The sequence below is a fragment of the Nocardia sp. NPDC101769 genome (assembly GCF_044766925.1).
Classification (GTDB): Bacteria; Actinomycetota; Actinomycetes; order Mycobacteriales; family Mycobacteriaceae; genus Nocardia.
Window position 1 is genome coordinate 35,630 of record NZ_JBIWMX010000016.1, and the last position, 21,949, is coordinate 57,578.

Genomic DNA, 21,949 nt, shown 5'->3' on the forward strand with positions numbered 1-21,949 from the left:
TGCCTAACTGCTGGCCGAGCAGGATGCGTCGTCGACGGCGCCCACCTCGTAGGCGGGCACGAAGGCCGGACGAGAGGTCAAGCGCTCCACCATGACCGAGCGCACGTGCGCGGGCAGCCCCGGCGCGAACTTGCGCACGAAGGCGTCGGCCCACTCCGGTCTGTCGAGCAGGAACGGAAAATCGGTCGTCATCATGCTGCGCACCACCAACATGGGCATCGGTGCGTCCAACGGCCGAAAATCCTTGTTCCACAGGCCCTCCTGGTCACAGCCCGGATAGAATTGCCCGAGCATGATGCCGCGTTCCACGAATTTGGTCTTGAATTCATCGTGGATCTCATCGATCAGCGAACAATCCTTCAAATTCGGGAATACGGTGATCAATGCACGCAGCACAGAAGTGGAACTGCCGTTCCCCGTGGGCAGTCCGGAATAGACCTCCAGCGCGTCACGGATGATCGCGCGCACCCACATCGGCCGCGGCTCCACCGCTGGAACCTGCGCCATCCACATCAGGTCTCGCCGCATGGCCGGTCGTACATACGGGCAGACCGGCCCGTCGCGGCCCAGTTCGTCGCTGGGTTGGGTCAGATAGGAGTCGGCCCATGATCGAAATGCCGCCACCGTGGATCGGGCGGCAGGGCACGATGATCCGGTGTCCCCCAATGAGACCCATTGCAGCCCCGAGCGGGGGCCGATAACACGCACGCTCATGACTCACCTCGGATGATCGAGCTACGGCAGACGCGCCGTTGCCCACTCTCCTTAAATAGTGCGCCGGTCATGGGCCGTTAACGTGAGTAGTCGGTTACCCAATTTCGCACCGCCACCCCGAATTTCGAGGCAATAGAATAAAGAAAAGACCGGTCAGGCATTGACCGGTCTTTCCTGTGAACCTGGGGTCAGGCGCCGACGAGGCGCGCCGCCAGGTAGCCCTCTACCTGGTCGAGAGCGATGCGCTGCTGGGCCATCGAGTCCCGCTCACGCACCGTGACGGCCTGGTCCTCCAGCGTGTCGAAGTCGACCGTGATGCAGAACGGGGTGCCGATCTCGTCCTGACGGCGGTAGCGGCGGCCGATCGCCCCGGCGTCGTCGAAGTCCACATTCCAGTTCCGGCGCAGCTGCGCTGCCAGGTCCTTGGCCTTCGGCGACAGGTCCGCATTGCGCGACAACGGCAGGACAGCCGCCTTGACGGGCGCCAGGCGCGGATCCAGGCGCAGTGTGGTGCGAGTCTCCATGGTGCCCTTGGCCGTCGGCACCTGCTCCTCGTGGTACGCGTCGACCAGGAAGGCCATCAGCGAGCGGGTCAGACCGGCCGCCGGCTCGATCACGAACGGGATGAAGCGCTCGTTGGTGTTCTGATCGAAGAAGCTCAGATCCGTACCCGAATGCTCGGAATGGGTCTTCAGGTCGAAGTCCGTGCGGTTGGCGACGCCCTCGAGCTCACCCCACTCGCTGCCCTGGAAGCGGAAGCGGTACTCGATGTCCACCGTGCGGGTGGAGTAGTGCGAGAGCTTGTCCTTCGGGTGCTCGAACAGGCGCAGGTTCTCCGGATCGATGCCGAGGTCGGTGTACCAGGCCAGGCGGGTGTCGATCCAGTACTGGTGCCACTGCTCGTCCTCGCCCGGCTTGACGAAGAACTCCATCTCCATCTGCTCGAACTCGCGAGTACGGAAGATGAAGTTGCCCGGGGTGATCTCGTTGCGGAACGACTTGCCGATCTGCGCGATGCCGAACGGCGGCTTCTTGCGCGCGGTGGTCTCGACGTTCTTGTAGTTCACGAAGATGCCCTGCGCGGTCTCCGGGCGCAGGTAGTGCATGCCCTCTTCGGATTCGACCGGGCCCAGGTAGGTCTTCAGCATCATGTTGAAGTCCTTGGGCTCGGTCCACTTGCCCACGGTGCCGCAGTCGGGGCACACGACGAGCTCCATGGACACCGAGTCCGGGTCGTCGATCTTGTTCTTCTCGGCGTACGCCTCCTGCAGGTGGTCCTGCCGGTGCCGCTTGTGGCAGTTGAGGCATTCCACCAGCGGGTCGTTGAACACCGCGACGTGGCCCGAGGCCACCCACACCGGACGCGGCAGGATGATCGACGAGTCGAGGCCGACCACGTCGTCGCGGCTGGTCACCATGGACCGCCACCACTGCCGCTTGATGTTCTCCTTGAGTTCGACGCCCAGCGGTCCGTAATCCCAGGCCGACTTCGTTCCGCCATAAATCTCACCGCTCGGGTACACGAGACCCCGACGCTTGGCGAGATTGGCGACGGTGTCCACCTTCGACTTGGGTGCCACTGAACAGTTCTCCATCCGTGTCCGGAAGATTGCAAAGGATTCAGACCAGACTATCTGCCGCGTGCTACGGGTTTGACACCGTGTCGCGTTTGACATGCGTACACGTGCATATAAGAATGGCATCGGTTTCCAATAAGGAGTTGGTTCGATGACCACGGACAGCGGCGCGCCCCTGCGGCGCTCGCACGTCGCGACGGAGACCCCGGCCGCGATCCCCCATGACCCGTACCCCTACCGGTCTCCCCAGCCGCCGGCCGTGCCGTCGCGCACCATTCTGGACTCCGCCGGAGAACTGTTGCGCGCACTGGCGGCGCCCGTCCGCATCGCCATCGTGCTCCAGCTGCGGGAGTCTCCGCGCTGCGTGCACGAACTGGTCGATACTCTCGGGGTGACCCAGCCGCTGATCAGCCAGCACCTGCGGATCCTCAAGTCCGCCGGAGTGGTGCGCGGTGAACGCACCGGCCGCGAGGTTATCTATGAACTGGTCGACGAACATCTCGCACACATAGTCATCGACGCGGTCGCGCACGCCGAGGAAGGGTGATCCGTGGGAACAAGCGAGAAAACCGTGGGGGTCCGCAGCACCCGCCAGCGCAGTGCCATCGCCGCCCTGCTCGCGGACATCGACGAATTCCGCTCCGCACAGGAGCTGCACGACGAACTCCGCAAGCGCGGTGAGGGCATCGGGCTCACCACGGTGTACCGGACCCTGCAGTCGCTCGCCGACGCCGGGATGGTCGACGTGCTGCGCACCGACACCGGGGAATCGGTGTACCGGCAGTGCTCCACCGGGCACCACCATCACCTGGTCTGCCGCGAGTGCGGCCGGACCGTCGAGGTGGAGGGACCGACCGTGGAGGCCTGGGCGGACTCGATCGCCACCGAGCACGGGTTCACCGATATCAGCCACACCATGGAGATCTTCGGCACCTGCCAGAACTGCTGCCACAAGAGCTGACAGCGAGCGGCCGCGCACCCCTGCTCATCGAGCGAGGGGTGCGCGGCCGCTGCCGTCCGAGCGGCGAGTTCAGGCCGCGGGCACCAGGTCCGGAACGAGAGCCCGGACGGTCCGTCGCGTGCGGGCCATACCCACGCCCAGCAGGGCGAGACCGGCTGCGGCCCAGCACAGCAGGACCGTCAGCGGGCCCGCGATGGCGGCGTCGCCGAAGAAGGCCGTCGAGCGGAGCAGGGTGGCGGCAGCGCCGGGCGGCAGCAGCTGGCCGATCTCGCCCCACGGCTTGGGCAGCAGCTCGGGCGCGGAGGTGGCTCCGGAGAAGGGGTTTCCGACCAGCAGCATGGTGAGCGCGCCCAGGCCGATACCCGCCTGACCGAGCACGGCAGCCAGGCCGACCACGGTTCCGGCGACGGCGAGGGACACCAGTCCGCTGATCGCGGCCATGGCCGGGTACGCGCCGGGCAGCAGGTGCAGCCAGCCCTGGACGATCGACATGCTCAGCAGCCCACCGGCGATCGCGAAGACGGCCAGGCCGAGAGCGCGGGCGCGTAGCGACGGCACCAGCAGGGTCAGCAGCACGCCACCGGCCAGGCCGGACATGACCAGCGGGAGAACCATTGCGCCGAAACCGCTTCCGCGCGGGTCGTGGACGTCGGCGGCGACCACGTCCTGCACCGGTGCCGCCTGCACGCCGTTCAGCTGTTGCGCGAAGGCCGAGAGTTGCTGGGCCACAATCGGACTGGCCGCCGAGGCGATCAACACCCGGGGCTGCCCGCCGGTCAGGATGGCCCCGTACACATCTCGATGTTCGATGGCGTCGCGAGCGGTGGATTCGTCTGCGACGGTGCGGATGTCGAAACCGCCCGGCTCACGATCGGTCAGCTGCCGGGCGACTGCGGCGGCCTGCGGGCCGGTGACCGCGATGGGGAGATCCCGGGGCGCGACGCGGGCGGCGGGCCAGGCGAAGGCGATGAGCATCAGGGCCTGAATGGCGGCCGCGGCGAGCCCGAGCGCGAGGGAGCGTTGCACTGTGTTCATGACTCATCCAAAAGAAAGCGAAGGTTCGTTCTTTTTATTAGGACAAGGCTGACACCCCGATGTCACCTTGTCAAGAACGGATATTCGTTTTACTTTGGGCCCATGCCCAGAGTCAGCGAGGAACACCTGGAACGCCGCCGGCAGCAGATTCTCGACGCCGCGCAGTCCTGCTTCGCCCGCAAGGGACTGCACGCCACCACCATGCAGGACGTCTTCGCCGAATCCGGACTGTCGGCCGGGGCGGTCTACCGGTACTTCAAGTCCAAGGACGACATCATCAAGGACCTCGCCACCGACGCCACCGTCGACCTGCGCGCGGCCCTCAGCGAGGCCGTCTACAGCGACCCGCTCCCCTCTCCCCCGGACCTGGTCCGCATCATGTGCGAGGCCATCGTGCGGCTCAGCGTCCCCGGCGGGCCGGTCCGCATCATCCCGCAGGCCTGGTCGCTGGCCCTGACCGACGCCAATATCGCCGACTACGTCCGCACCAATATCCTCGGCCTCCGCCGCCTCTGGTTCGACTACGCCGAACGCATGCGCGACGTCGGCTGGCTCCCCCCGGACGCCGACACCGACGCGGTGGCCAAGATCTTCCTCGGCCTACTACCCGGTTTCATCCTCCAGCACCTCATCCTCGGCGACGTCGACCCCGACACCTTCGCGCGCGGCATCACCGAGATCCTCCCCGACTACCGCCGCGCCGCCGATGCCGCGGCCGAATCCGCCCGAGCCTGAACCGATCCCGGGCGGAACCGGGTAGCGGCGTCAGGGCAGCAGGCCCTGGCGGGCACGGCCCGCGCCGGAGAGGGTCAGCAGCAGGATGGTGGCCAGGGGCTCGTCCTCTAGCCCGGCGGCCGGGAAGGTGTAGCGCAGGATGACGTCCGCGAGCTTCTCGCGGGACACGACGGTGAGCGTGCCGAACTGGAGCGCGGCATTGCGTTCGGCGACCCGCTTGTGCAGCTGCGGTTTCACCGGACGATCCCAGGCCAGGATGCACATGAGCGCCAGCACATCCAGGCCGGGCGAGAGGTTGACACCGCGCAGCGAGCACAGCGCACCCTCGTATTCGAAGCCGAGGCCGCCGTCCTCCTCGCGAACCTCCACGCCGTAGCGCAGCAGCAGGGCGCGGGCGCGGTCCTGGAGCGCCTCGGCGGGGGTGAGCTGGTCGGTCACTTCACGCCTCCGAAGCGACGGTCACGCTTGGCGTACTCCAGGCAGGCGTCCCAGAGATTGCGGCGGTCGAAATCGGGGAAAAGCGTTTCCTGGAACACGAATTCGGCGTACGCGGCCTGCCAGATCAGGAAGTTGGAGGTGCGCAGTTCACCCGAGGGACGCAGGAACAGGTCCACGTCGGGCATATCGGGTTCATCGAGGTAGCGGGCCACGGTGGCCTCGGTGATCTTCTCCGGGTCGAGTTCCCCGGCTGCCACCCGGCGCGCGATTTCCCGTGCGGCGTCGGCGATCTCGGCGCGACCGCCGTAGTTGACGCACATGGTGAGGGTCATCACCGTATTGTCCCGGGTGAGCTCCTCCGCGATCTCCAATTCCTTGATCACGCTGCGCCACAGGCGCGGCCGGCGGCCCGCCCAGCGCACCCGCACACCCATCTCGTGCATCTCGTCGCGGCGGCGGCGGATCACATCGCGGTTGAAGCCCATCAGGAAGCGCACCTCGTCGGGGCTGCGCCGCCAGTTCTCGGTGGAGAAGGCGTAGGCCGACAGCCACTTCACACCCATTTCGATACAGCCCTCGACGGTGTCCATGAGCACCGCCTCACCGCGCTCGTGGCCCGCGGTGCGGGGCAGCCCGCGCTCCTGGGCCCAGCGGCCGTTGCCGTCCATCACCAGCGCCACATGCCTGGGCACGAACTCCGCCGGAATCGCCGGCGGCTTCGCCCCCGACGGATGCGGCGACGGCGGCCGCACAACACGCTGCTCAGTCGATGACTTCCGGTTCCCGATCACGCCCACCATCCTGCCCGACGCTCCGCGACGCCGGACGGCGCCCACACCATTGCCACCGGACCTCCACATTTCCTCCACCGGACGGCGTACGGCGGCAGGGAAACCGGCATTTCCCCGCCGCCGAGCGCCCGGCCGGTCAGCTGGGGAGACTGTCGAGGTAGGCGCGGTAGCTGCCGAAGGGCAGGACGGCATCGTAGACCAGCTCGCCGCTCGGGGTGAACTCCGAGATGCGGGGCGTCATGCCCCAGCTGACCAGGGTGTTGCCGTTCGGCAGGGCCTGGGCGTTGCCCATGGCCGGGGTGACCAGACCGTCCGGGTGCTCCTGATCGCGCACCAGGGTGGCGCGCCCCGCGGCCGGGTCGATGTGGATCCACTCCACACTCGACTTCCCGCGCGATTCCACACCGCTGGAGTTGTTGTTGAACAGCCGCAGCGTCGAGGCGTCGGCGAACTCGGCGTCGTGCTGGAAGGCGAACCGCACGTCCGGATCCGCGGTCAGGGTCGGATGCTTGCCGCCGAGCTGCCACCGGATATCGCCGGTATTGGGGTCGACGTCGTAGATGGCGGCCGTATTGCGCAGGGACACAACCAGATTCCCGGACGGATCCTGGCTGATCGAGTTCATGTGATACGGGTCGTAAACGTCGCCGGCCAGCTTGCCGGAGGTCTCCGAATCACTCAGCGGCACATGCTCGGCCGCGCTCCAGCGGAACAGCTGCCGGCCCGAGGCGACATCGATCACCAGGGCCACGGTGTCGAACATCTTCCCGTTCGCCGGGCCGCCGATGTCCGTGAGGTCGGCATCGACCTGCGGATACGAGGTGAGCAGGGCGTGCCCGTCGGGAGTCAGCCGGAATTCGTGCACATCCGCGCCCGCGCCGCCCGGGTCGACGGTCGCCAGCACATTGAAGTTCTCGTCCGCGATGATCCCCACGCCCGAGCCGTGTCCGGCGACCGTGCTGCCCTGCCACCAGGTGAGCACCTTGCGCCCCTGGTAGATCTGCGTCCGGAAGTTCGAGACATCCTGTCCCGCAGGCGGTTCGTAGCGTTCGATCTCCTTGCCGGATCGGTCGGCAATCACGTTCGCGGGCTTTCCGCCCGGCAGCACCTGCGCCACGGTCCCCAGCCCGGGCACCAGCGCGGCTGCGCTCACGCCGGTGGTGTAGTAGATGAATCCGTCGCTCTCGCCGGGCTTTTCGACCTTCACCGTGTACGCGAGCCCACCGAACGGTGAGCTCGGCAGCACCGGCTGGGCCGCGGCGGTCGCGGTCGCCGAGACGGCCAGCACGGCGGCGACGGCCAGCGTCACCGGCAGGCGGTGGACGGCCGACGGCGAGAACTTTCGATTAGGTGAACCCGACACGCCGTGAACTTTAGGCTCCCTAACGTTCGATGGCCCTGTATCGAATCTCACTGATCCGGACCCGCTTTCCCACGCCCGCTCACCGGGACTCCCAGGGTGGTTCGTCTCGGCGTCAGCCGATGACGGCACGAGGCCGTTCGGCCACCGCATCGCGCTCGATCGCCTCGTGCGGGCGGGTGCGCTCGATGAGCGGCAGCGTGCGCAGCTGCCGTTCCAGGTGCCACTGCAGATGCGCGGCAATGAGACCGCTGGCCTGGCGGCGCATGGCGTCGGGGACGGCGTCGACGCCGGACCAGTCGCCCCGATTGAGGGCGCTCATGTGGTCGAGGACGCCGACCATGGGTGTGGCCGCGCCGGGCGGACGGCAGTGCACGCACACCGCGCCGCCCGCGGCCACATGGAAGGCGCGATGCGGACCGGGGGTGGCACAGCGGGCGCAGTCGTCGAGGGCGGGCGCCCAACCGGCGAAAGCCATGGCGCGCAACAGGTATGCGTCCAGGATCAGTTCGTGGGGGCGACGGCCCAGCGCGATGGCGCGCAGCGCGCCGGCGGTGAGGGTGTGGAGGCGGGCGGCAGGTGCGCCCTCCTCGCCGGCCAGGCGCTCGGCGGTCTCGAGCACGGCGCAGGCGGTGGTGTAGCGGCCGTAGTCGGCGACGATGTCGGCGGCGAAGGTCTCGACCGTGTGCACCTGGGTGACGGTGTCGAGATTACGGCCCGGATGCAGCTGCACATCCACGTAGGCGAACGGTTCCAGCCGCGCCCCGAACTTGGAGCGGGTGCGCCGCACACCCTTGGCGACCGCGCGCACCAGACCGTGCTCGCGGGTCAGCAGCGTGACGATACGGTCCGCCTCGCCCAGCTTGTGCTGGCGCAGCACCACCGCATGATCCCGATACAACCGCACCGCAACAGTCTCGCACGCGCGGCCGACCGGACCACGACGAGTCACCGGGTGTGTGCCGATTAGAAGTTCGTTGGCCGGCGATTAGCCGTCCGCCGCACGCTGAACGCGACCCTCGGACCGAGGATTCGGATACGCCCTTCCGGAGGAACTCACGATCGGGACGCCGCTGGTGTCGAACATCGTATGACACAGTGGAACGTCGGGTGACACATCGGCCGCGCCCTCGCCGCGATGCCGATGAGGCGTGATCGACCACTGCCCGGTCGATCACGCCGCCACACGTTGGACGTGTGACCAGAATCGCGCTAGGTTACTCCCCGGTACAGAAGAGACGGGATTCACATGACACTGGCGTCGGTTGGCGAACTCGGGCTGGCGGAACTCGCGGCGGCACTGGCGGCAGGCACACTCACCTCGGTCGACGCGACCAGCGCTGCCCTCGACCGGATCGAGGCCAGCCAGGGAGCGCTCAACGCCTTCCGGATCGTGCGGCGGGCCGAAGCGCTCGCCGAGGCCGCCGACGCCGACCGCAAACTCGCCGCCGGACACCGCGAGCCCCTGCTCGGGGTGCCACTGGCCATCAAGGACGACACCGACTTGACCGGCACCCCAACGGCTTTCGGCTGCGGCGGCGAATTCCCCGCCAAGACCGAGGACGCGGAGGCGGTGCGGCGGCTGCGCGCGGCCGGGGCGGTCATCGTCGGCAAGACCAATACCTGCGAGCTCGGACAGCTGCCGTTCACCAGCGGAGACGCCTTCGGGCACACCACGAATCCCTGGAGCGCCGGCCACACGCCGGGCGGATCGTCCGGCGGATCCGGCGCGGCGGTGGCGGCCGGATTGGTGCCCGCCGCACTGGGATCCGACGGCGCGGGCTCGGTGCGCATCCCGGCGGCCTGGAACAACCTGGTCGGCATCAAGCCGCAGCGGGGCCGCATCTCGACCTGGCCGCTGCCGGAAGCCTTCTACGGGCTCACCGTGAACGGCCCGCTGGCCCGCACCGTCGCCGACGCGGCCCTGCTGCTGGACGCCGCCGCCGGACCCCATCCGGGCGATCTGCACACCCCGCCCGCACTGCGCGTCTCCGACGCCGTCGGCCGCGATCCCGGCCGCCTGCGCATCGCGCTCTCGTTACGTATTCCGTTCACCGCCACCAGGACCACGCTCGACCGCGAGGTCGAGGCCCGGGTGCACGCCACCGCCGCCACGCTGCGCCGCCTCGGTCACGAGGTCACCATCGCCGACGTCCACTACGGCGTCCTGATGGGTGCGACCTTCCTCCCGCGCTCCATGGTCGGCATCCGCGAGGCGCTGGACCGCCTCCCCGGCGCGCGGGTGGACCCGCGCACCACCCACAATGCCGCCGTCGGCCGCATCCTCTCGCCGCTGCTGTTCGCCGCCCGCCGCGCAGAACCCCTGCTGCGCACGCGAACCGGCCGCATCTTCGACGACTTCGACCTGGTGCTGGCCCCCACCACGGCCACCCCGCCCCCGGGCGTCCACGAGATCGACGACATCGGCAGCTGGGCCACCGACGAACTCATCACCGCCGCCTGCCCCTACACCTGGCCCTGGAACGTCCTCGGCTGGCCCGCCGTCAACATCCCCTCCGGCTTCACCGCCACCGGCCTCCCCGTCGGCTCCCAGCTCATGGGCCCCGCCAACTCCGAACCCCTCCTGGTTTCCGTTGCGGCCCAATTGGAATCGGAGCTGGAGTGGCACAAGAACCGCCCGGCACCCTGGTGGCCCCAGCCCTGACCCACAGCCAGGAGGCGGCTCCGCCGGATGCACCGGCGGCATGGACTACACGCCGACGCGTCCGCCCCGCAGGGACATACGACACCTGGTCCCGCGCCGCAGCGGCGCCGAAATCGCCTACAGCACAGGGCGATCCGCTGGCTGCCCGCAGCCGCTCAGGTAGCCCCGGGCAGCCAGCGGGTCAGAAGCCGAGCTTGCCGAGCTGCTTCGGGTCGCGCTGCCAGTCCTTGGCGACCTTCACGTGCAGGTGGAGGTAGATGCGGGTGCCGAGGATGTGCTCGATCTGCTTGCGGGCGTTGGTGCCGACCTCTTTGAGGCGGGCGCCGCCCTTGCCTATGATGATGGCCTTCTGGCTGGGGCGTTCGACGTAGAGGAGGGCGTGGACGTCGAGCATGCCCTCGGCCGAGCGGCGGCCGTCGGTCTGCTGGTCCTCGTTCTCCTCGCGCTCGAGGACCTCCTCGATCACCACCGCCAGCGAGTGCGGGAGCTCGTCGCGGACGCCCTCGAGGGCCGCCTCGCGAATGAGTTCGGCCATCAGGACTTCCTCGGGCTCATCGGTGAGCTCGCCGTCGGGGTAGAAGGCCGGGCCCTCGGGCATCTGGGAGGCGATGACGTCGACGAGCACCTCGACCTGCTCGCCCTTGACCGCGGAGACCGGAACCACCTCGGCCTCGGGGCCGAGCAGCTGGGAGACGGCCATGAGCTGGTGGGCGACCTGGTCGCGGCTCACCTTGTCGATCTTGGTGACCACACCGAGCAGAGTCGTCTTGGGCGCCATGGTCTTGATCTGATCGACGATCCAGCGGTCACCCGGGCCGATCTTCTCGTCCGCCGGAATGCAGACGGCGATGACATCGACTTCCGAATACGTATCGCGCACCAGGTCGTTGAGGCGCTGGCCGAGCAGCGTGCGCGGCCGGTGCAGACCCGGGGTGTCCACCAGGATCAGCTGCGCGTGATCGCGGTGCACGATGCCGCGAATGGTGTGCCGCGTGGTCTGCGGCCGCGAGGAGGTGATGGCGATCTTCTGCCCCACCATGGCATTGGTGAGCGTGGACTTGCCGGTGTTCGGCCGGCCCACGAAACACACGAAGCCGGACCGGAATTCACCGCTGTCCTTACCCTGGCCGCTCACTCGAAAACCTCCGATTCGGTGTCCAGATCGAAGCCCGCCGGGATCTCGCGCTCGCCGGCCGCGTCGCCCGCCGCGGGGCGCTGGGCCGCAATGGGATTCTCGACGCCGTAGTCCGCGGGCGCACCGGCCTCCAGCACCTCGAACACCGCGCCCTTGGCATCGGTGAAAATGATGCGCGCCGACGGCGAAACCTCACGCACCGCCGACACCCCGGGATCCGACAGCTTGCCCGCGACCACCACGGCCGCCTCGAAACCGCCTGCGCCACTGGAGATCGCGGCCGCCACCGCCGCCTGCAACGCGGTCAGCTTCAGCGCGGTCAGCTCCACGGTCCCGGCGGCGTAGGTGCGTCCGTCCGAATCACGCACGGCCGCACCGCCATTGCCGCCGGTACGGCCCATGGCGCCACGGGCGAGGACCAACAGCTTGTTGTCCTCCGCATCCAACTCAATCATCGGCCTCTCCATCCTCGTGTGCGTCGTCGGCCGGTTCATGTTCCGCCGGTTCGGTTCTCGTCTTCTCCGGGCTCTTGCGCACCACCACGGTGTGGATCCGCATGCGGCCGCGCGCGTCGGCCGCGCCCTCCCCCTTCAGTTGCAGGCCGTGGATGACGGCCTTGGAGCCGGGCAGCGGGACACGGCCCAGGGCGTGGGCGAGCAGACCGCCGACGGTGTCGACGTCCTCGTCCTCGATCTCCATGTCGAACAGCTCGCCCAGGTCGTCCACCGGCAGTCGCGCCGAGACCCGGAACTTGCCCGGGCCGATCTTCTCGATCGGCGCGATCTCGTCCTTGTCGTACTCGTCGGCGATCTCGCCCACGATCTCCTCGAGGATGTCCTCGATGGTGACCAGCCCGGCGATGCCGCCGTACTCGTCCACCAGCACCGCCATATGGTTTCTGCGACGCTGCATTTCGTCCAGCAGCGCATCCAGCGGTTTGGAGTCGGGCATGAACACGGCGGGCCGCATGACCTGCCGCACCTTCACCTTCCGGCTCCGATCTGCGTACGGCACCAGATCTTTCAGGTAGACGACACCCAGAATGTCGTCGACGTTCTCGCCCACCACCGGAATTCGCGAGTGCCCCGACCGTACCGCCAGCGACATGGCCTGCGCCGCCGTCTTATCCGCCTCGATCCACACCATCTCGGTGCGCGGCACCATGACCTCGCGGGCCGGGGTGGTGTCGAGCTCGAAGACCGACTGGATCATGCGGCGCTCGTCGGCATCCACCACGCCGCGCTCCCCCGCCAGATCCACCACCTCGCGCAGCTCGATCTCGGAGGCGAAGGGGCCGTTGCGGAAACCCTTACCGGGGGTGATCGCATTACCGATCAGAATCAGCAGCCGGCTGATCGGGCCCAGCAGCGAGCCGATGGCCTGCAATGGCAGCGACGCGCCCAGCGCCAGCGAATACGCGTGCTGGCGGCCCAGCGTGCGCGGCCCGACACCGATCACCAGATAGTCGACGAGCACCATGACCGCCGCGGTGATCAGCAGCGCCGCGGCCTCGTCCAGCCAGTCCATGAGCACCGCCGCCAGCAGCACCGTCGCGGTGATCTCACACGTGAGACGCAGCAGCACCATGAGATTCACATAGCGCGGCCGATCCGCGATGATGCGGGCCAGCCGCGCCGCCCCGGTCCGGTCGGCGCGCACCAGGTCCTCCACGCGGGCAGGCGAAATCGTGTTCAGCGCCGAATCCAGCGCCGCGAACACGCCACCCGCGGGGACCAGGACGATCGCCAGCAGCAGCAGAACGAATGAATTCACGCCGGGCCCAGCGGATCACCGGTGGTATCGGTGAATCCGGTCTTGCCCAGCAGCCGCTGGTCGCGCTCGGCGAGCTCCGCGCGGCGCATTTCCTGGCGCACGTTCTCGTACCAGCCCTCCAGCAGGGAGGCCTGCAACGCGAACATCTCCTTCTCCTCCTCCGGCTCGGCATGGTCGTAGCCGAGGAGGTGCAGGACGCCGTGCACGGTCAGCAGCGCCAGCTCGTGATCCATGGAGTGCCCGGCCTTCTCGGCCTGCTGGGCCGCGAACTCGGGGCAGAGCACGATGTCACCGAGCATGGAGGGGCCGGGCTCGGCGGCATCGGGCCGCCCGCCCGGCTCCAGCTCGTCCATGGGGAAGGACATGACATCGGTGGGACCCGGCAGGTCCATCCAGCGCATGTGCAGATCCGCCATGGTGTCGAGATCGACCAGCACCATCGACAGCTCGGCCGCCGGATGCACATCCATCTGACCGATCACGAACCGCGCGACGCTGACCAGTTCTTCTTCGGATACCTCGATACCCGATTCGTTGGCGATCTCGATACTCACCCGATCAGCCTAGAGGGAGAGGTCAGCGTCGCTCTCCTCGGCTCGCGGCACGTCGCTGCGCCCGATTGCCGGGGTAGTGGACCGCGGCCGGGGGACGCGTCTCCGCCTCGAACCGTTCGTAGGCGTCGACGATCTCCCCGACCAAGCGGTGACGGACCACATCGGCGCTGGTGAGCTCGGCGATATGGATGTCGTCGATGCCGTGCAGGATCTCCGTCGCCGCACGCAGACCCGAGCGCGCGCCGTGCGGCAGATCGACCTGGGTGATGTCACCGGTCACCACGATCTTGGAACCGAAGCCCAGACGGGTGAGGAACATCTTCATCTGCTCGGCCGTGGTGTTCTGCGCCTCGTCAAGAATGATAAAAGAATCATTAAGCGTTCTACCGCGCATGTAGGCCAACGGAGCGACCTCGATGACACCGGCCTGCATGAGCTTCGGGATCGCCTCCGGATCCATCATGTCGTGCAGGGCGTCGTAGAGCGGGCGTAGGTACGGGTCGATCTTCTCGTTCAGCGTGCCCGGCAGGAAGCCCAGCCGCTCGCCCGCCTCGACCGCGGGCCGGGTAAGGATGATGCGGTTGACCTGCTTGGTCTGCAACGCCTGCACGGCCTTGGCCATGGCCAGATACGTCTTGCCGGTACCGGCCGGGCCCACCCCGAACACGATGGTGTGCGCGTCGATGGCGTCGACATAGCGCTTTTGGTTGAGTGTCTTGGGCCGGATGGTCCTGCCGCGCCGGGACAGGATGTCCAGGCTCAGCACCTCCGCCGGAGAATCCGAGGAGCCCTCGGTGAGCATGGAGTAGGTGTGCCGCACCGCCTCGGGCGAGACCACCCGATTGCGCGCGGTGAGCGCGACCAGCTGGGCCACCACTCGCTCCGCCAGCGCGACATCGGCCGGTTTGCCGGTCAGCGTGACGGAATTGCCGCGAACGTGGATGTCGGCATCGAGGAGGCGCTCGAGTTCACGCAGGTTCTCGTCAGCCGAACCCAGGAAACCGAACACCGATTCCGGTGCCAATTCGATGCTGGAACGAACGGTCCGCCCCGCCGGTCCGGAACCGTTGCCGCCGGCGCCGATGCCGGCAATGGGTGTGCTCTGATCGCCGATTTCGCCTGGTGTTCTCAAAAGTGGCTATGGCCTGCTTTCCGGTCTCGATGCCGTTTTCGTTGACAGAAGTTTACCGCCGCCCACCGACACCGCCCAGTGAATAGACGGCTACCAGCAGGGGCAACACACCGGTGTCATCCAACTGCCGCACCGCCGAATCCATTCCGTGCCGGACCGGGCGCGGGGCGGCCTACCAGCGCGGGGTGAGCGCGCCCAGCGCGCCGAGGGCGACGGCGGCCGCCGTGGAGGTGCGCAGCACGGTCGGGCCGAGCAGGACCACGTCGGCGCCGGCGTCGGCGAGGGCCTTCAGTTCCGAGTCGTCCAGGCCGCCTTCGGGGCCGACGATCAGGACGACTTCGGGGACGCCGGTGAAGGAAAGGTCGGTCAGGCGGGATTCGCCGGACTCGTGGAGGGCGGCGACGATTGCGCCGTTCGCCCTCGCGGTGCGGACCAGGTCCAGGAGGTCGCGGGTGGTGTGGAGGTCGGCGACGTCCGGGATGTAGGGGCGGCGGGATTGGCGGGCGGCCTGTTTGGCGGCGGCACGCCACTTCTCGACGCCCTTGCGGGCCTTGGCTTCCCAGTTGGAGACGCAGCGCAGGGCCTGCCAGGGGACGATGGCGTCGGCGCCCGCCTCCGTCATGAGTTCGACTGCCAGTTCCGAACGGTCGGATTTGGGCAGGGCCTGGACCACCGTCACCTGCGGGGTCCAGGGCGCGGCGACGCGCTTGGCCAGCACCTTCAGTTCGAGGCGATCCTTCTGGGCCGCAACCACTTCCGAGTCGGCGAGGATCCCGTGCCCGTCGGAGAGGGTGATGGGTTCCCCGACCCGGATGCGGCGCACCGTGGCGGCGTGGCGGCCCTCGGGGCCGTCCAGCACCGCGGTCGCACCCGGTTCAGGAATCTCGTCGAGGTAGAAGACGGTGGCGGCCAACGGATCAGCGTCCGCTGAAGGAGGCGCGCAGGCGTGCGAACAGGCCCGAGTTGTGCTCCGACTGCGCCGAGAGGACCTCGGTGTGTTCGTTCACCCGCATGCCCTTGTACTTGCGCAGCAGGTCGGCCTGCTTGGAGTCGAGCTTGCTCGGCACCACGATGTCGAGATGCGCGATCAGATCGCCGCGCGAGTTGGCGCGCAGCTTGGGCATGCCGTGGCCGCGCAGCACCGACGCCTCACCGGGCTGGGTGCCCGCCGGGATGGTCAGCTCCACCGGGCCGTCGAGGATGGTGTCGATGACGACGGTCGTGCCGAGCGCGGCGTCCACCATGGGAACGCGAATGGTGCAGTGCAGGTCGTCACTGTCGCGCACGAAGGTGTCGTGCGGCTGCTCGACGATCTCCACGTACAGGTCGCCGGCGGGGCCGCCGCCGGGGCCGACCTCGCCCTGGGCGGCCAGCCGCACCCGCATGCCGTTGGCGACACCGGCCGGGATGGGCGCGGCGATCTCGCGGCGCGAGCGCACGCGGCCGTCACCGCCGCACTTGCGGCAGGGGTCGGGGATGGTCTCGCCCGCGCCCCGGCACGTGGGGCAGGGGCGGGAGGTCATGACCTGGCCGAGGAAGGACCGCTGCACGGTCTGGACCTCGCCAGCGCCGCCACAGGTCTCACAGCGCACCGGCTTCGAATTGCCGTTGGTGCCCGAGCCCTGGCACAGGTCGCAGAGGATGGCGGTGTCGACGGTCAGGTGCTTGGTGACACCGACCGCGCACTCCTGCAACGACAGTCGCGTGCGCAGCAGCGAATCCGCGCCCGGCTGCACGCGGCCGCGCGGCTTGCGGGTGCCGCCGGAGGTGTTCATGCCGCCGAAGAACGCCTCGAACACGTCGCCGAGGCCACCGAATCCGGCGCCGGAGAAACCACCGCCCATGCCGCCACCGGATTCCAGCGGGTCACCGCCGAGGTCGACGATGCGACGCTTCTCCGGATCGGACAGCACCTCGTAGGCCGTGGAGACCTCGCGAAACTTCTCCTGCGCCTCCGGGTCCGGATTGACGTCGGGATGCAGTTCGCGCGCCAGCTTCCGGTAGGCGCGCTTGATCTCCTGGTCGGTCGCACCGCGTGCGACTCCGAGCTGTGCGTAATAGTCCCGTGCCACGTGCGCTCTCTAGTCCTGTTTCGTCTTCTAGGCCTGCTCACCGTTCGGCGAGCACCTCACCGATGTATCGGGCGACAGCCGCCACCGAGGCAATGGTCCCCGGGTAGTCCATGCGGGTCGGTCCCAGCACCCCCATACCTCCGAGCACCGTACCGGTCAGCCCGTAGCCGGTGGACACCACGGCCGTCCCGCGCATCTGCTCGACCTTGGTCTCCTCGCCGATCTGCACCGTCACGGTACCCGGGACCTGTGCCGCGGCCAGCAGCTTCAGCACGATCACCTGTTCCTCGAGGGCCTCCAGGACCGAACGCAGCGAACCCGGGAAACCATTCCCGGCGAAATCGGAGGCGTTGCGGGTGAGGTTGGCGGTGCCGCCCAGCACCAGGCGCTCCTCCGGATGCTCGACCAGCGTCTCGACCAGCACGGTGGAGACGCGGATGAGCACATCGCAGAGTTTGGGCGACGGGGAATGCTCGGGGAGTTCGGCGACCGACGCGGACGCGGCAGCCAGGCGCTTACCCTCCATGGCCTTGCCGAGCATGCCCCGCAGGGCGGCCAGATCGTCCTCGCTGATGACGGCGCCCAGATCGACCAGGCGCTGATCGACCCGGCCGGTGTCGGTGATCACGACCAGCAGCAGGCGGGCCGGGTTGAGCGCGACGACCTCGATGTGGCGCACGGTGGACGCGGACACGGTCGGGTACTGGACCATGGCGACCTGCCGGGTCAGCTGGGCCAGCAGGCGGACGCCGCGGCGCAGCACGTCGTCGAGATCGACTCCGCTCTCCAGGAATTCCATGATCGCGCGGCGTTCCGCGCCGGACAGCGGCTTGACCTCGGAGATGTGGTCGACGAACTGCCGGTAGCCCTTGTCGGTGGGAATGCGGCCGGAGGAGGTGTGCGGCTGGGCGATATAGCCCTCGGCCTCGAGCACGGCCATGTCATTGCGGACGGTGGCGCTGGAGACACCCAGATTGTGCCGCTCGACCAGGGTCTTGGACCCGATGGGCTCCTTCGTCGCGATGTAGTCCGCGACGATGGCCCGCAGGACCTCGAGCCGTCTCTGCTCGGTGCTCGACATGACGGCCCCACCTCCTTGCTCGCCCTCGGGTACGCCTCGTGCACGCCCGAGCCCTCCGCGGCAGGAAGCAGCCGATCATTCGGCACCGGCCACGCGGATTTCCCGGATTATCTCCTCCAGTTTAGTGTCCCCGACGCAAGTAGCTGCGCCACCGCCCGCCACCTGGGCGGAGTCGGCGCAAGGGCGGTGCCCCGGTGTCCGCAAACACGGTGCCCCGGTGTCACTGACCGGCGGCGGCCTCCACGACGGCGGCCACCTCGGCCGGGTGGGAGACCAGGCCGGCGTGGGAGGCGTCGATCGAGGAGGTGTGGGCGTTCATGCGCGCGGCCATATCCCATTGGGACGCAGGGGGAATCGTGCGGTCGGCGGTGCTGACCAGATACCAGCTCGGCGTGGCGGCCCAGGCGGGCGGGCCAGATGGCTCGAGGTTGGCGGACAGGGCCAGGGAGTGCTGGCGGGCGGCCATGGCGGCGGCGGTGGCCGGATCGACGTCCTGGGCGAAGACGTCGGGGAAACTGGCGGGGTCGATGTAGGCGTCCATGTTCCTGCCCATGATCCCCTGCTGGTCGTTCACCACCTTCAGCCGCAGGGCGGTTGCGAGTTGCGAGCCGGGGTACTGGATCGGATTCAGTTCCAGCAGTGCGGCTTCACCCTGGACCGGAGCGAAAGCCGAGATGTAGACCAGGGATTCGATCTTCGAGTCGTGCACGTTGCTGATCACGGTGCCGCCGTAGGAGTGACCGACCAGCACGATCGGGCCCGGGATGCCGTCGATCGTGCGCTGGATCGCCGCCGCGTCGTAGGCGGGTCCGCGCAATGGATTATCCGGCGTCACAACGGAATAGCCGTCGGCGCGCAGCTGGGCGGCGACCCCGTCCCAGCTGGAGGAGTCGGCGAAGGCGCCGTGCACCAGGACGATCGTGGGCATGGGCGCAGCCGTGGCCGGCGCGGCGGCGAGCGGGGTCATGGCGAGCGCCAGCGCTACCGCGGCGGCGCTCATCGTGCGGGCGGCGGCGTGACCGGCGCGGGCACGGAGGCGATGCAGGAGTTCGAGGGGTCGCACGAGTGGCTTCATCATGAGATGTCCTCAGGCCGAAGGGTGTCCGGAGCGCTGCCGAAGTTGTTCGGGGCGCTGCAGTGCGCGGGCCGCGGCCGAGGCTCCGACCCCGATCCGGACCGGCTGTACGAAATCTCCGTCCGTCAATCTAGTCCGGACCGAGCGGTTCTACCCGATGTTCGCCGATCTCCGCAGGTCGAAGCCCAAGTCCGACCGCGACCCGGAACGGAAACGGTCGATCCGGCCCCGTCGGCCCCAGGCGCCGAGGTCAGCCCAGGAGGGTACGGACAACACCGTCCGCGAGCAGTCGGCCACGGTCGGTGAGAATCAGGTGGTCGCTCACGCGCTCGGCCAGGCCATCGGCAATGACGCCGTCGGCGGCGGCGCGGCCGTCGGCATCGAGATCGGCCAACGGGAGACCCGTCCGGAGACGGACGGTGAGCATGACGCGCTCGGTGTAGCGCTCGTCGGACGTGAGGGACTCCCAGCCCGCGGCGGGGAGGGCGCCGGTGGTCACCCGATCCGCGTAGCGCGCAGGGTGTTTCACGTTCCACCAGCGAACGCCGCCGACGTGACTGTGCGCGCCCGGCCCCGCGCCGAGCCAGTCGCCGCCGTCCCAGTAGCCGAGGTTGTGGCGGCAGCGGGCCGCGTCGGAGGCGGCCCAGTTGGAAACCTCGTACCACTCCAGGCCGGCCATGGCCAGGCGGGTGTCGATGCGCTCGTAGCGCGTGGCGAGCACGTCGTCGTCGGGGGCGGGAAGTTCGCCGCGCCGGACCCGGCGGGCCAGGGCGGTACCGTCCTCGACAATCAGGGAGTACGCCGACACATGGTCGACGCCCGCGGACAGGACGGCATCGAGGCTGGCGTCGAGATCGGCGTCGGTTTCGCCGGGGGTGCCGTAGATGAGGTCCAGATTGACGTGCTCGATGCCCGCGGCACGAGCTTCCTTGGCGGCGGCCACGGCCCGGCCGGGCGTGTGGGTCCGGTCCAGGATCTTCAGCACGTGCCGGGCGGCGGACTGCATGCCGAGCGAGACGCGGTTGTACCCGGCCGCGCGGATGCGATCGAAGAATTCGGGCGAGGTGGATTCCGGATTGGACTCGGTCGTCACCTCGGCCCCGGGCGCGAGCGTGAAGTTCGCGCGAATGGCGTCGAGCACCCCGGCGAGCCCGTCACCACCGAGCAGCGATGGCGTGCCGCCGCCCACGAACACTGTCTCCACCGCAGGCGTAGCCGACTGCAGCGCATCGAATTCCCGTGCCGCCGTGGCAAGTTCACCCTTCAGAGCCTCGAACCACGACTGCGGCGACGACGAGCTACCCAACTCCCCCGCCGTATAGGTGTTGAAGTCGCAATACCCGCACCGCGTCGCACAGAACGGCACGTGGATGTAGATCCCGAACGGCCCGCCCCCGAAATCGCGCAGCACCGGCACGTCGGCGCCGGCCGCCGCGGCAGCGCCGGAGGTCTGTGGGGGAACAGTCGAGGTCACCCATCCAGTGTGACCGGTTGTCCCGGTCACAGCGCACCCGCCTGCGCGGGGAGGCTGCTCGGACTGCGGGGCACCTCGAATCCGGATACATTCCAAGGGATTTCGGCGAGCCGGGCGAGCGGCTCCAGGTGCGGACGGGGACGGGCCGATGATCGAGGTACCGCGGCACGGGATCGATGCCAGATCGATCAGGGAGGTCGACGAGGGCTCCGTGGCGCCGGTGGTCTACCGGTCGCGGATGCCGGTGCGGCCGGAGGGCCCGAACTTCTCGCGGTCGATGGACGGTGTGCTGCTGGCCACCATGCTGATGTCGGATCCGGCGGCGTTTCGGGCACGGACCTGGTATTTCGCGCATTCGACCGAGCAGACGGTGACGGGGCGGTTCCGGGCGAGCGGTATCGAATCCGGCTTCGACAAGTACGACCGGGTGGCGGGCTGGCGGGCCGCGTTCTGGTGGGCGCTCGTCGCCCGCGATGCCGAGGCCATGGGTGAGCTGGTCGAGTATCCGATCGAGCGGCTGCGCGAGTTCGGCGACGACGCCTTCGACGACTTCCAGTACGAGTGGGTGCGGCTGCTGCAGACGGCCTGGCGGTTCGGCCCGAAGAGCGTGTACGAGGCGGCCTGGGCGCTGGACACCACCAGCCGGGTGGGTGCGCAGCGGGTGACGGACCTGCTGTTCCGCCCGGCCGTGGAGGTGTTCCTGCGCCTGGCGGATGGTGATTCCGAGGGGTTCGACTGGGAGATGACGAACGCGCTGCGACTGCATCGCGCCTTCTTCGACAACGACACCTGGCGCAACGATCCCGAGGGTGTCTCGGCGCTGCCGCTGCTGGGTCTGGCCTGCTGGGCGCGGGATCTGGGCTATCGGACCGCCGTCCGCTCGCCGTACCTGCCAGCAGGATTCATCGATCGCCCGGATTGGGCGACCTCCCCCGAACTGGCCGATGAGCTGGGCCGGTTGGCGGCGGCCAAGGCCCGCCTCGCGGCGTCCGACGCCGATCGGATGACCTAGCCTCGCCGGCCCAACCGTTCAGGTCGACCGTCCAAAGGTTGCCGGGCGTCGATCTATGATGCCCGTCACAAATCGGACAATATATCCAGGGGATTTCCCGGGAAACTGCGGAAAATTCGATCCGGCAGTCGGAACGACCCGTCTGACGTGGCACAATAAGCCCCATGACTGGACTTGGAGTACGACTCGTGGCGCGTCGCCATGTCGACTTCAAGCGTGTCTGCAGCGCGAGCTGTCTGCCGGGAAGCCTCCGGTAGATCGGCTCCCATTCTCCCGGAATCCGGCGTCCACCTGACGCCGTAAGAGCCGGTTCTCTGATATCGGAGGCGTGAGCAAGCCCCTCCCGCCTGCCCGCAAGACCCTTC

General features: G+C 68.5%; 22 protein-coding genes and 1 pseudogene. 6 read left to right on the plus strand and 17 right to left on the minus strand.

Annotation, left to right across the window (positions count from 1 at the left end):
• Positions 1-3: 3 nt before the first annotated feature.
• Positions 4-714, minus strand: a complete 711-nt coding sequence (locus tag ACIRRA_RS24160; RefSeq protein WP_402772053.1) for a DUF6875 domain-containing protein — start codon at positions 712-714, stop codon at positions 4-6.
• A 188-nt stretch (positions 715-902) separates the two neighbouring features.
• Positions 903-2,294 (minus strand): glycine--tRNA ligase, encoded by a 1,392-nt coding sequence (locus tag ACIRRA_RS24165; RefSeq protein ID WP_402772056.1) that lies wholly within the window; start codon positions 2,292-2,294, stop codon positions 903-905.
• A gap of 148 nt (positions 2,295-2,442) precedes the next feature.
• Here ACIRRA_RS24165 and ACIRRA_RS24170 point away from each other — a divergent pair, with 148 nt between their 5' ends.
• Complete coding sequence (locus ACIRRA_RS24170) at positions 2,443-2,838, plus strand: metalloregulator ArsR/SmtB family transcription factor (RefSeq protein ID WP_040861788.1); 396 nt, start codon at positions 2,443-2,445, stop codon at positions 2,836-2,838.
• A 3-nt stretch (positions 2,839-2,841) separates the two neighbouring features.
• Positions 2,842-3,252 (plus strand): Fur family transcriptional regulator, encoded by a 411-nt coding sequence (locus ACIRRA_RS24175; RefSeq protein WP_402772060.1) that lies wholly within the window; start codon positions 2,842-2,844, stop codon positions 3,250-3,252.
• A 69-nt stretch (positions 3,253-3,321) separates the two neighbouring features.
• Here ACIRRA_RS24175 and ACIRRA_RS24180 read toward each other — a convergent pair whose 3' ends face one another.
• Positions 3,322-4,287 carry a hypothetical protein gene (locus ACIRRA_RS24180; protein ID WP_402772063.1) on the minus strand — a complete coding sequence of 322 codons (966 nt, stop codon included), beginning with the start codon at positions 4,285-4,287 and terminating at the stop codon, positions 3,322-3,324.
• Positions 4,288-4,389: 102 nt separating this feature from the next.
• Here ACIRRA_RS24180 and ACIRRA_RS24185 point away from each other — a divergent pair, with 102 nt between their 5' ends.
• Entirely contained in the window at positions 4,390-5,022 is a 633-nt protein-coding gene (locus ACIRRA_RS24185) for a TetR/AcrR family transcriptional regulator (RefSeq protein ID WP_357004330.1), read from the plus strand.
• Between the two features lie 30 nt (positions 5,023-5,052).
• On the opposite strand, the gene ACIRRA_RS24190 is transcribed toward ACIRRA_RS24185, so the two are convergent.
• The 4 genes from ACIRRA_RS24190 to recO form a co-directional block, all read right to left on the minus strand.
• A complete protein-coding gene (locus tag ACIRRA_RS24190; RefSeq protein ID WP_364617732.1) occupies positions 5,053-5,460 on the minus strand; it encodes a hypothetical protein in 408 nt (135 codons plus the stop codon).
• Positions 5,457-6,260: an isoprenyl transferase gene (locus ACIRRA_RS24195; protein ID WP_354835454.1), complete on the minus strand. Its 804-nt coding sequence runs from the start codon at positions 6,258-6,260 to the stop codon at positions 5,457-5,459. The genes ACIRRA_RS24190 and ACIRRA_RS24195 overlap by 4 nt, the downstream gene beginning before the upstream one ends.
• Before the next feature lie 127 nt (positions 6,261-6,387).
• Positions 6,388-7,614, minus strand: a complete 1,227-nt coding sequence (locus ACIRRA_RS24200) for an arylsulfotransferase family protein (RefSeq protein WP_402772068.1) — start codon at positions 7,612-7,614, stop codon at positions 6,388-6,390.
• 112 nt (positions 7,615-7,726) lie between these two features.
• On the minus strand, positions 7,727-8,518 hold the full coding sequence (gene recO / locus ACIRRA_RS24205) for a DNA repair protein RecO (RefSeq protein ID WP_402772070.1): 792 nt from the start codon (positions 8,516-8,518) through the stop codon (positions 7,727-7,729).
• A gap of 342 nt (positions 8,519-8,860) precedes the next feature.
• Between recO and ACIRRA_RS24210 the strand changes: the two genes are divergently transcribed.
• Positions 8,861-10,276 carry an amidase gene (locus tag ACIRRA_RS24210; RefSeq protein ID WP_402772073.1) on the plus strand — a complete coding sequence of 472 codons (1,416 nt, stop codon included), beginning with the start codon at positions 8,861-8,863 and terminating at the stop codon, positions 10,274-10,276.
• 181 nt (positions 10,277-10,457) lie between these two features.
• Here the strand turns inward: ACIRRA_RS24210 and era are convergent, their stop codons facing one another.
• The 10 genes and pseudogenes from era to hemW form a co-directional block, all read right to left on the minus strand.
• Positions 10,458-11,411, minus strand: coding sequence for a GTPase Era (gene era, locus ACIRRA_RS24215; protein WP_357004321.1), 954 nt, complete (start codon positions 11,409-11,411; stop codon positions 10,458-10,460).
• Between the two features lie 149 nt (positions 11,412-11,560).
• Positions 11,561-11,866 (minus strand): annotated as a pseudogene (locus tag ACIRRA_RS24220) (cytidine deaminase); the annotation flags it as partial.
• Positions 11,859-13,184, minus strand: coding sequence for a hemolysin family protein (locus ACIRRA_RS24225; RefSeq protein ID WP_402772076.1), 1,326 nt, complete (start codon positions 13,182-13,184; stop codon positions 11,859-11,861). The pseudogene ACIRRA_RS24220 and the gene ACIRRA_RS24225, both read right to left, overlap by 8 nt.
• Positions 13,181-13,738, minus strand: a complete 558-nt coding sequence (gene ybeY, locus ACIRRA_RS24230) for an rRNA maturation RNase YbeY (protein ID WP_357004316.1) — start codon at positions 13,736-13,738, stop codon at positions 13,181-13,183. The genes ACIRRA_RS24225 and ybeY overlap by 4 nt, the downstream gene beginning before the upstream one ends.
• Positions 13,739-13,760: 22 nt before the next feature.
• Entirely contained in the window at positions 13,761-14,831 is a 1,071-nt protein-coding gene (locus ACIRRA_RS24235; protein WP_402772463.1) for a PhoH family protein, read from the minus strand.
• A gap of 211 nt (positions 14,832-15,042) precedes the next feature.
• On the minus strand, positions 15,043-15,783 hold the full coding sequence (locus ACIRRA_RS24240) for a 16S rRNA (uracil(1498)-N(3))-methyltransferase (protein ID WP_402772079.1): 741 nt from the start codon (positions 15,781-15,783) through the stop codon (positions 15,043-15,045).
• A 4-nt stretch (positions 15,784-15,787) separates the two neighbouring features.
• Positions 15,788-16,942, minus strand: a complete 1,155-nt coding sequence (gene dnaJ / locus ACIRRA_RS24245) for a molecular chaperone DnaJ (protein ID WP_402772082.1) — start codon at positions 16,940-16,942, stop codon at positions 15,788-15,790.
• 37 nt (positions 16,943-16,979) lie between these two features.
• Positions 16,980-18,023 carry a heat-inducible transcriptional repressor HrcA gene (hrcA, locus tag ACIRRA_RS24250; RefSeq protein ID WP_402772085.1) on the minus strand — a complete coding sequence of 348 codons (1,044 nt, stop codon included), beginning with the start codon at positions 18,021-18,023 and terminating at the stop codon, positions 16,980-16,982.
• Between the two features lie 220 nt (positions 18,024-18,243).
• A complete protein-coding gene (locus ACIRRA_RS24255) occupies positions 18,244-19,023 on the minus strand; it encodes an alpha/beta fold hydrolase (protein WP_402772466.1) in 780 nt (259 codons plus the stop codon).
• 325 nt (positions 19,024-19,348) lie between these two features.
• Positions 19,349-20,572 (minus strand): radical SAM family heme chaperone HemW, encoded by a 1,224-nt coding sequence (gene hemW / locus ACIRRA_RS24260; protein ID WP_402772088.1) that lies wholly within the window; start codon positions 20,570-20,572, stop codon positions 19,349-19,351.
• A gap of 148 nt (positions 20,573-20,720) precedes the next feature.
• Between hemW and ACIRRA_RS24265 the strand changes: the two genes are divergently transcribed.
• Both ACIRRA_RS24265 and ACIRRA_RS24270 read left to right on the plus strand, forming a co-directional pair.
• Positions 20,721-21,584: an immunity 49 family protein gene (locus tag ACIRRA_RS24265; RefSeq protein WP_402772091.1), complete on the plus strand. Its 864-nt coding sequence runs from the start codon at positions 20,721-20,723 to the stop codon at positions 21,582-21,584.
• A gap of 164 nt (positions 21,585-21,748) precedes the next feature.
• Positions 21,749-21,841, plus strand: coding sequence for an Ms4527A family Cys-rich leader peptide (locus ACIRRA_RS24270; protein ID WP_354835468.1), 93 nt, complete (start codon positions 21,749-21,751; stop codon positions 21,839-21,841).
• Positions 21,842-21,949: the final 108 nt, after the last annotated feature.

Bases quoted from the DNA above. Each gene is read 5' to 3' on its own strand.
- ACIRRA_RS24185 (WP_357004330.1), top strand. From the start codon at position 4,390: ATGCCCAGAGTCAGCGAGGAACACCTGGAACGCCGCCGGCAGCAGATT.
- ACIRRA_RS24195 (WP_354835454.1), bottom strand. From the start codon at position 6,260: ATGGTGGGCGTGATCGGGAACCGGAAGTCATCGACTGAGCAGCGTGTT.
- ACIRRA_RS24170 (WP_040861788.1), top strand. From the start codon at position 2,443: ATGACCACGGACAGCGGCGCGCCCCTGCGGCGCTCGCACGTCGCGACG.
- hrcA (WP_402772085.1), bottom strand. From the start codon at position 18,023: ATGTCGAGCACCGAGCAGAGACGGCTCGAGGTCCTGCGGGCCATCGTC.
- ACIRRA_RS24265 (WP_402772091.1), top strand. From the start codon at position 20,721: ATGATCGAGGTACCGCGGCACGGGATCGATGCCAGATCGATCAGGGAG.
- ACIRRA_RS24180 (WP_402772063.1), bottom strand. From the start codon at position 4,287: ATGAACACAGTGCAACGCTCCCTCGCGCTCGGGCTCGCCGCGGCCGCC.
- ACIRRA_RS24160 (WP_402772053.1), bottom strand. From the start codon at position 714: ATGAGCGTGCGTGTTATCGGCCCCCGCTCGGGGCTGCAATGGGTCTCA.
- ACIRRA_RS24210 (WP_402772073.1), top strand. From the start codon at position 8,861: ATGACACTGGCGTCGGTTGGCGAACTCGGGCTGGCGGAACTCGCGGCG.
- ACIRRA_RS24270 (WP_354835468.1), top strand. From the start codon at position 21,749: ATGACTGGACTTGGAGTACGACTCGTGGCGCGTCGCCATGTCGACTTC.
- ACIRRA_RS24255 (WP_402772466.1), bottom strand. From the start codon at position 19,023: ATGAGCGCCGCCGCGGTAGCGCTGGCGCTCGCCATGACCCCGCTCGCC.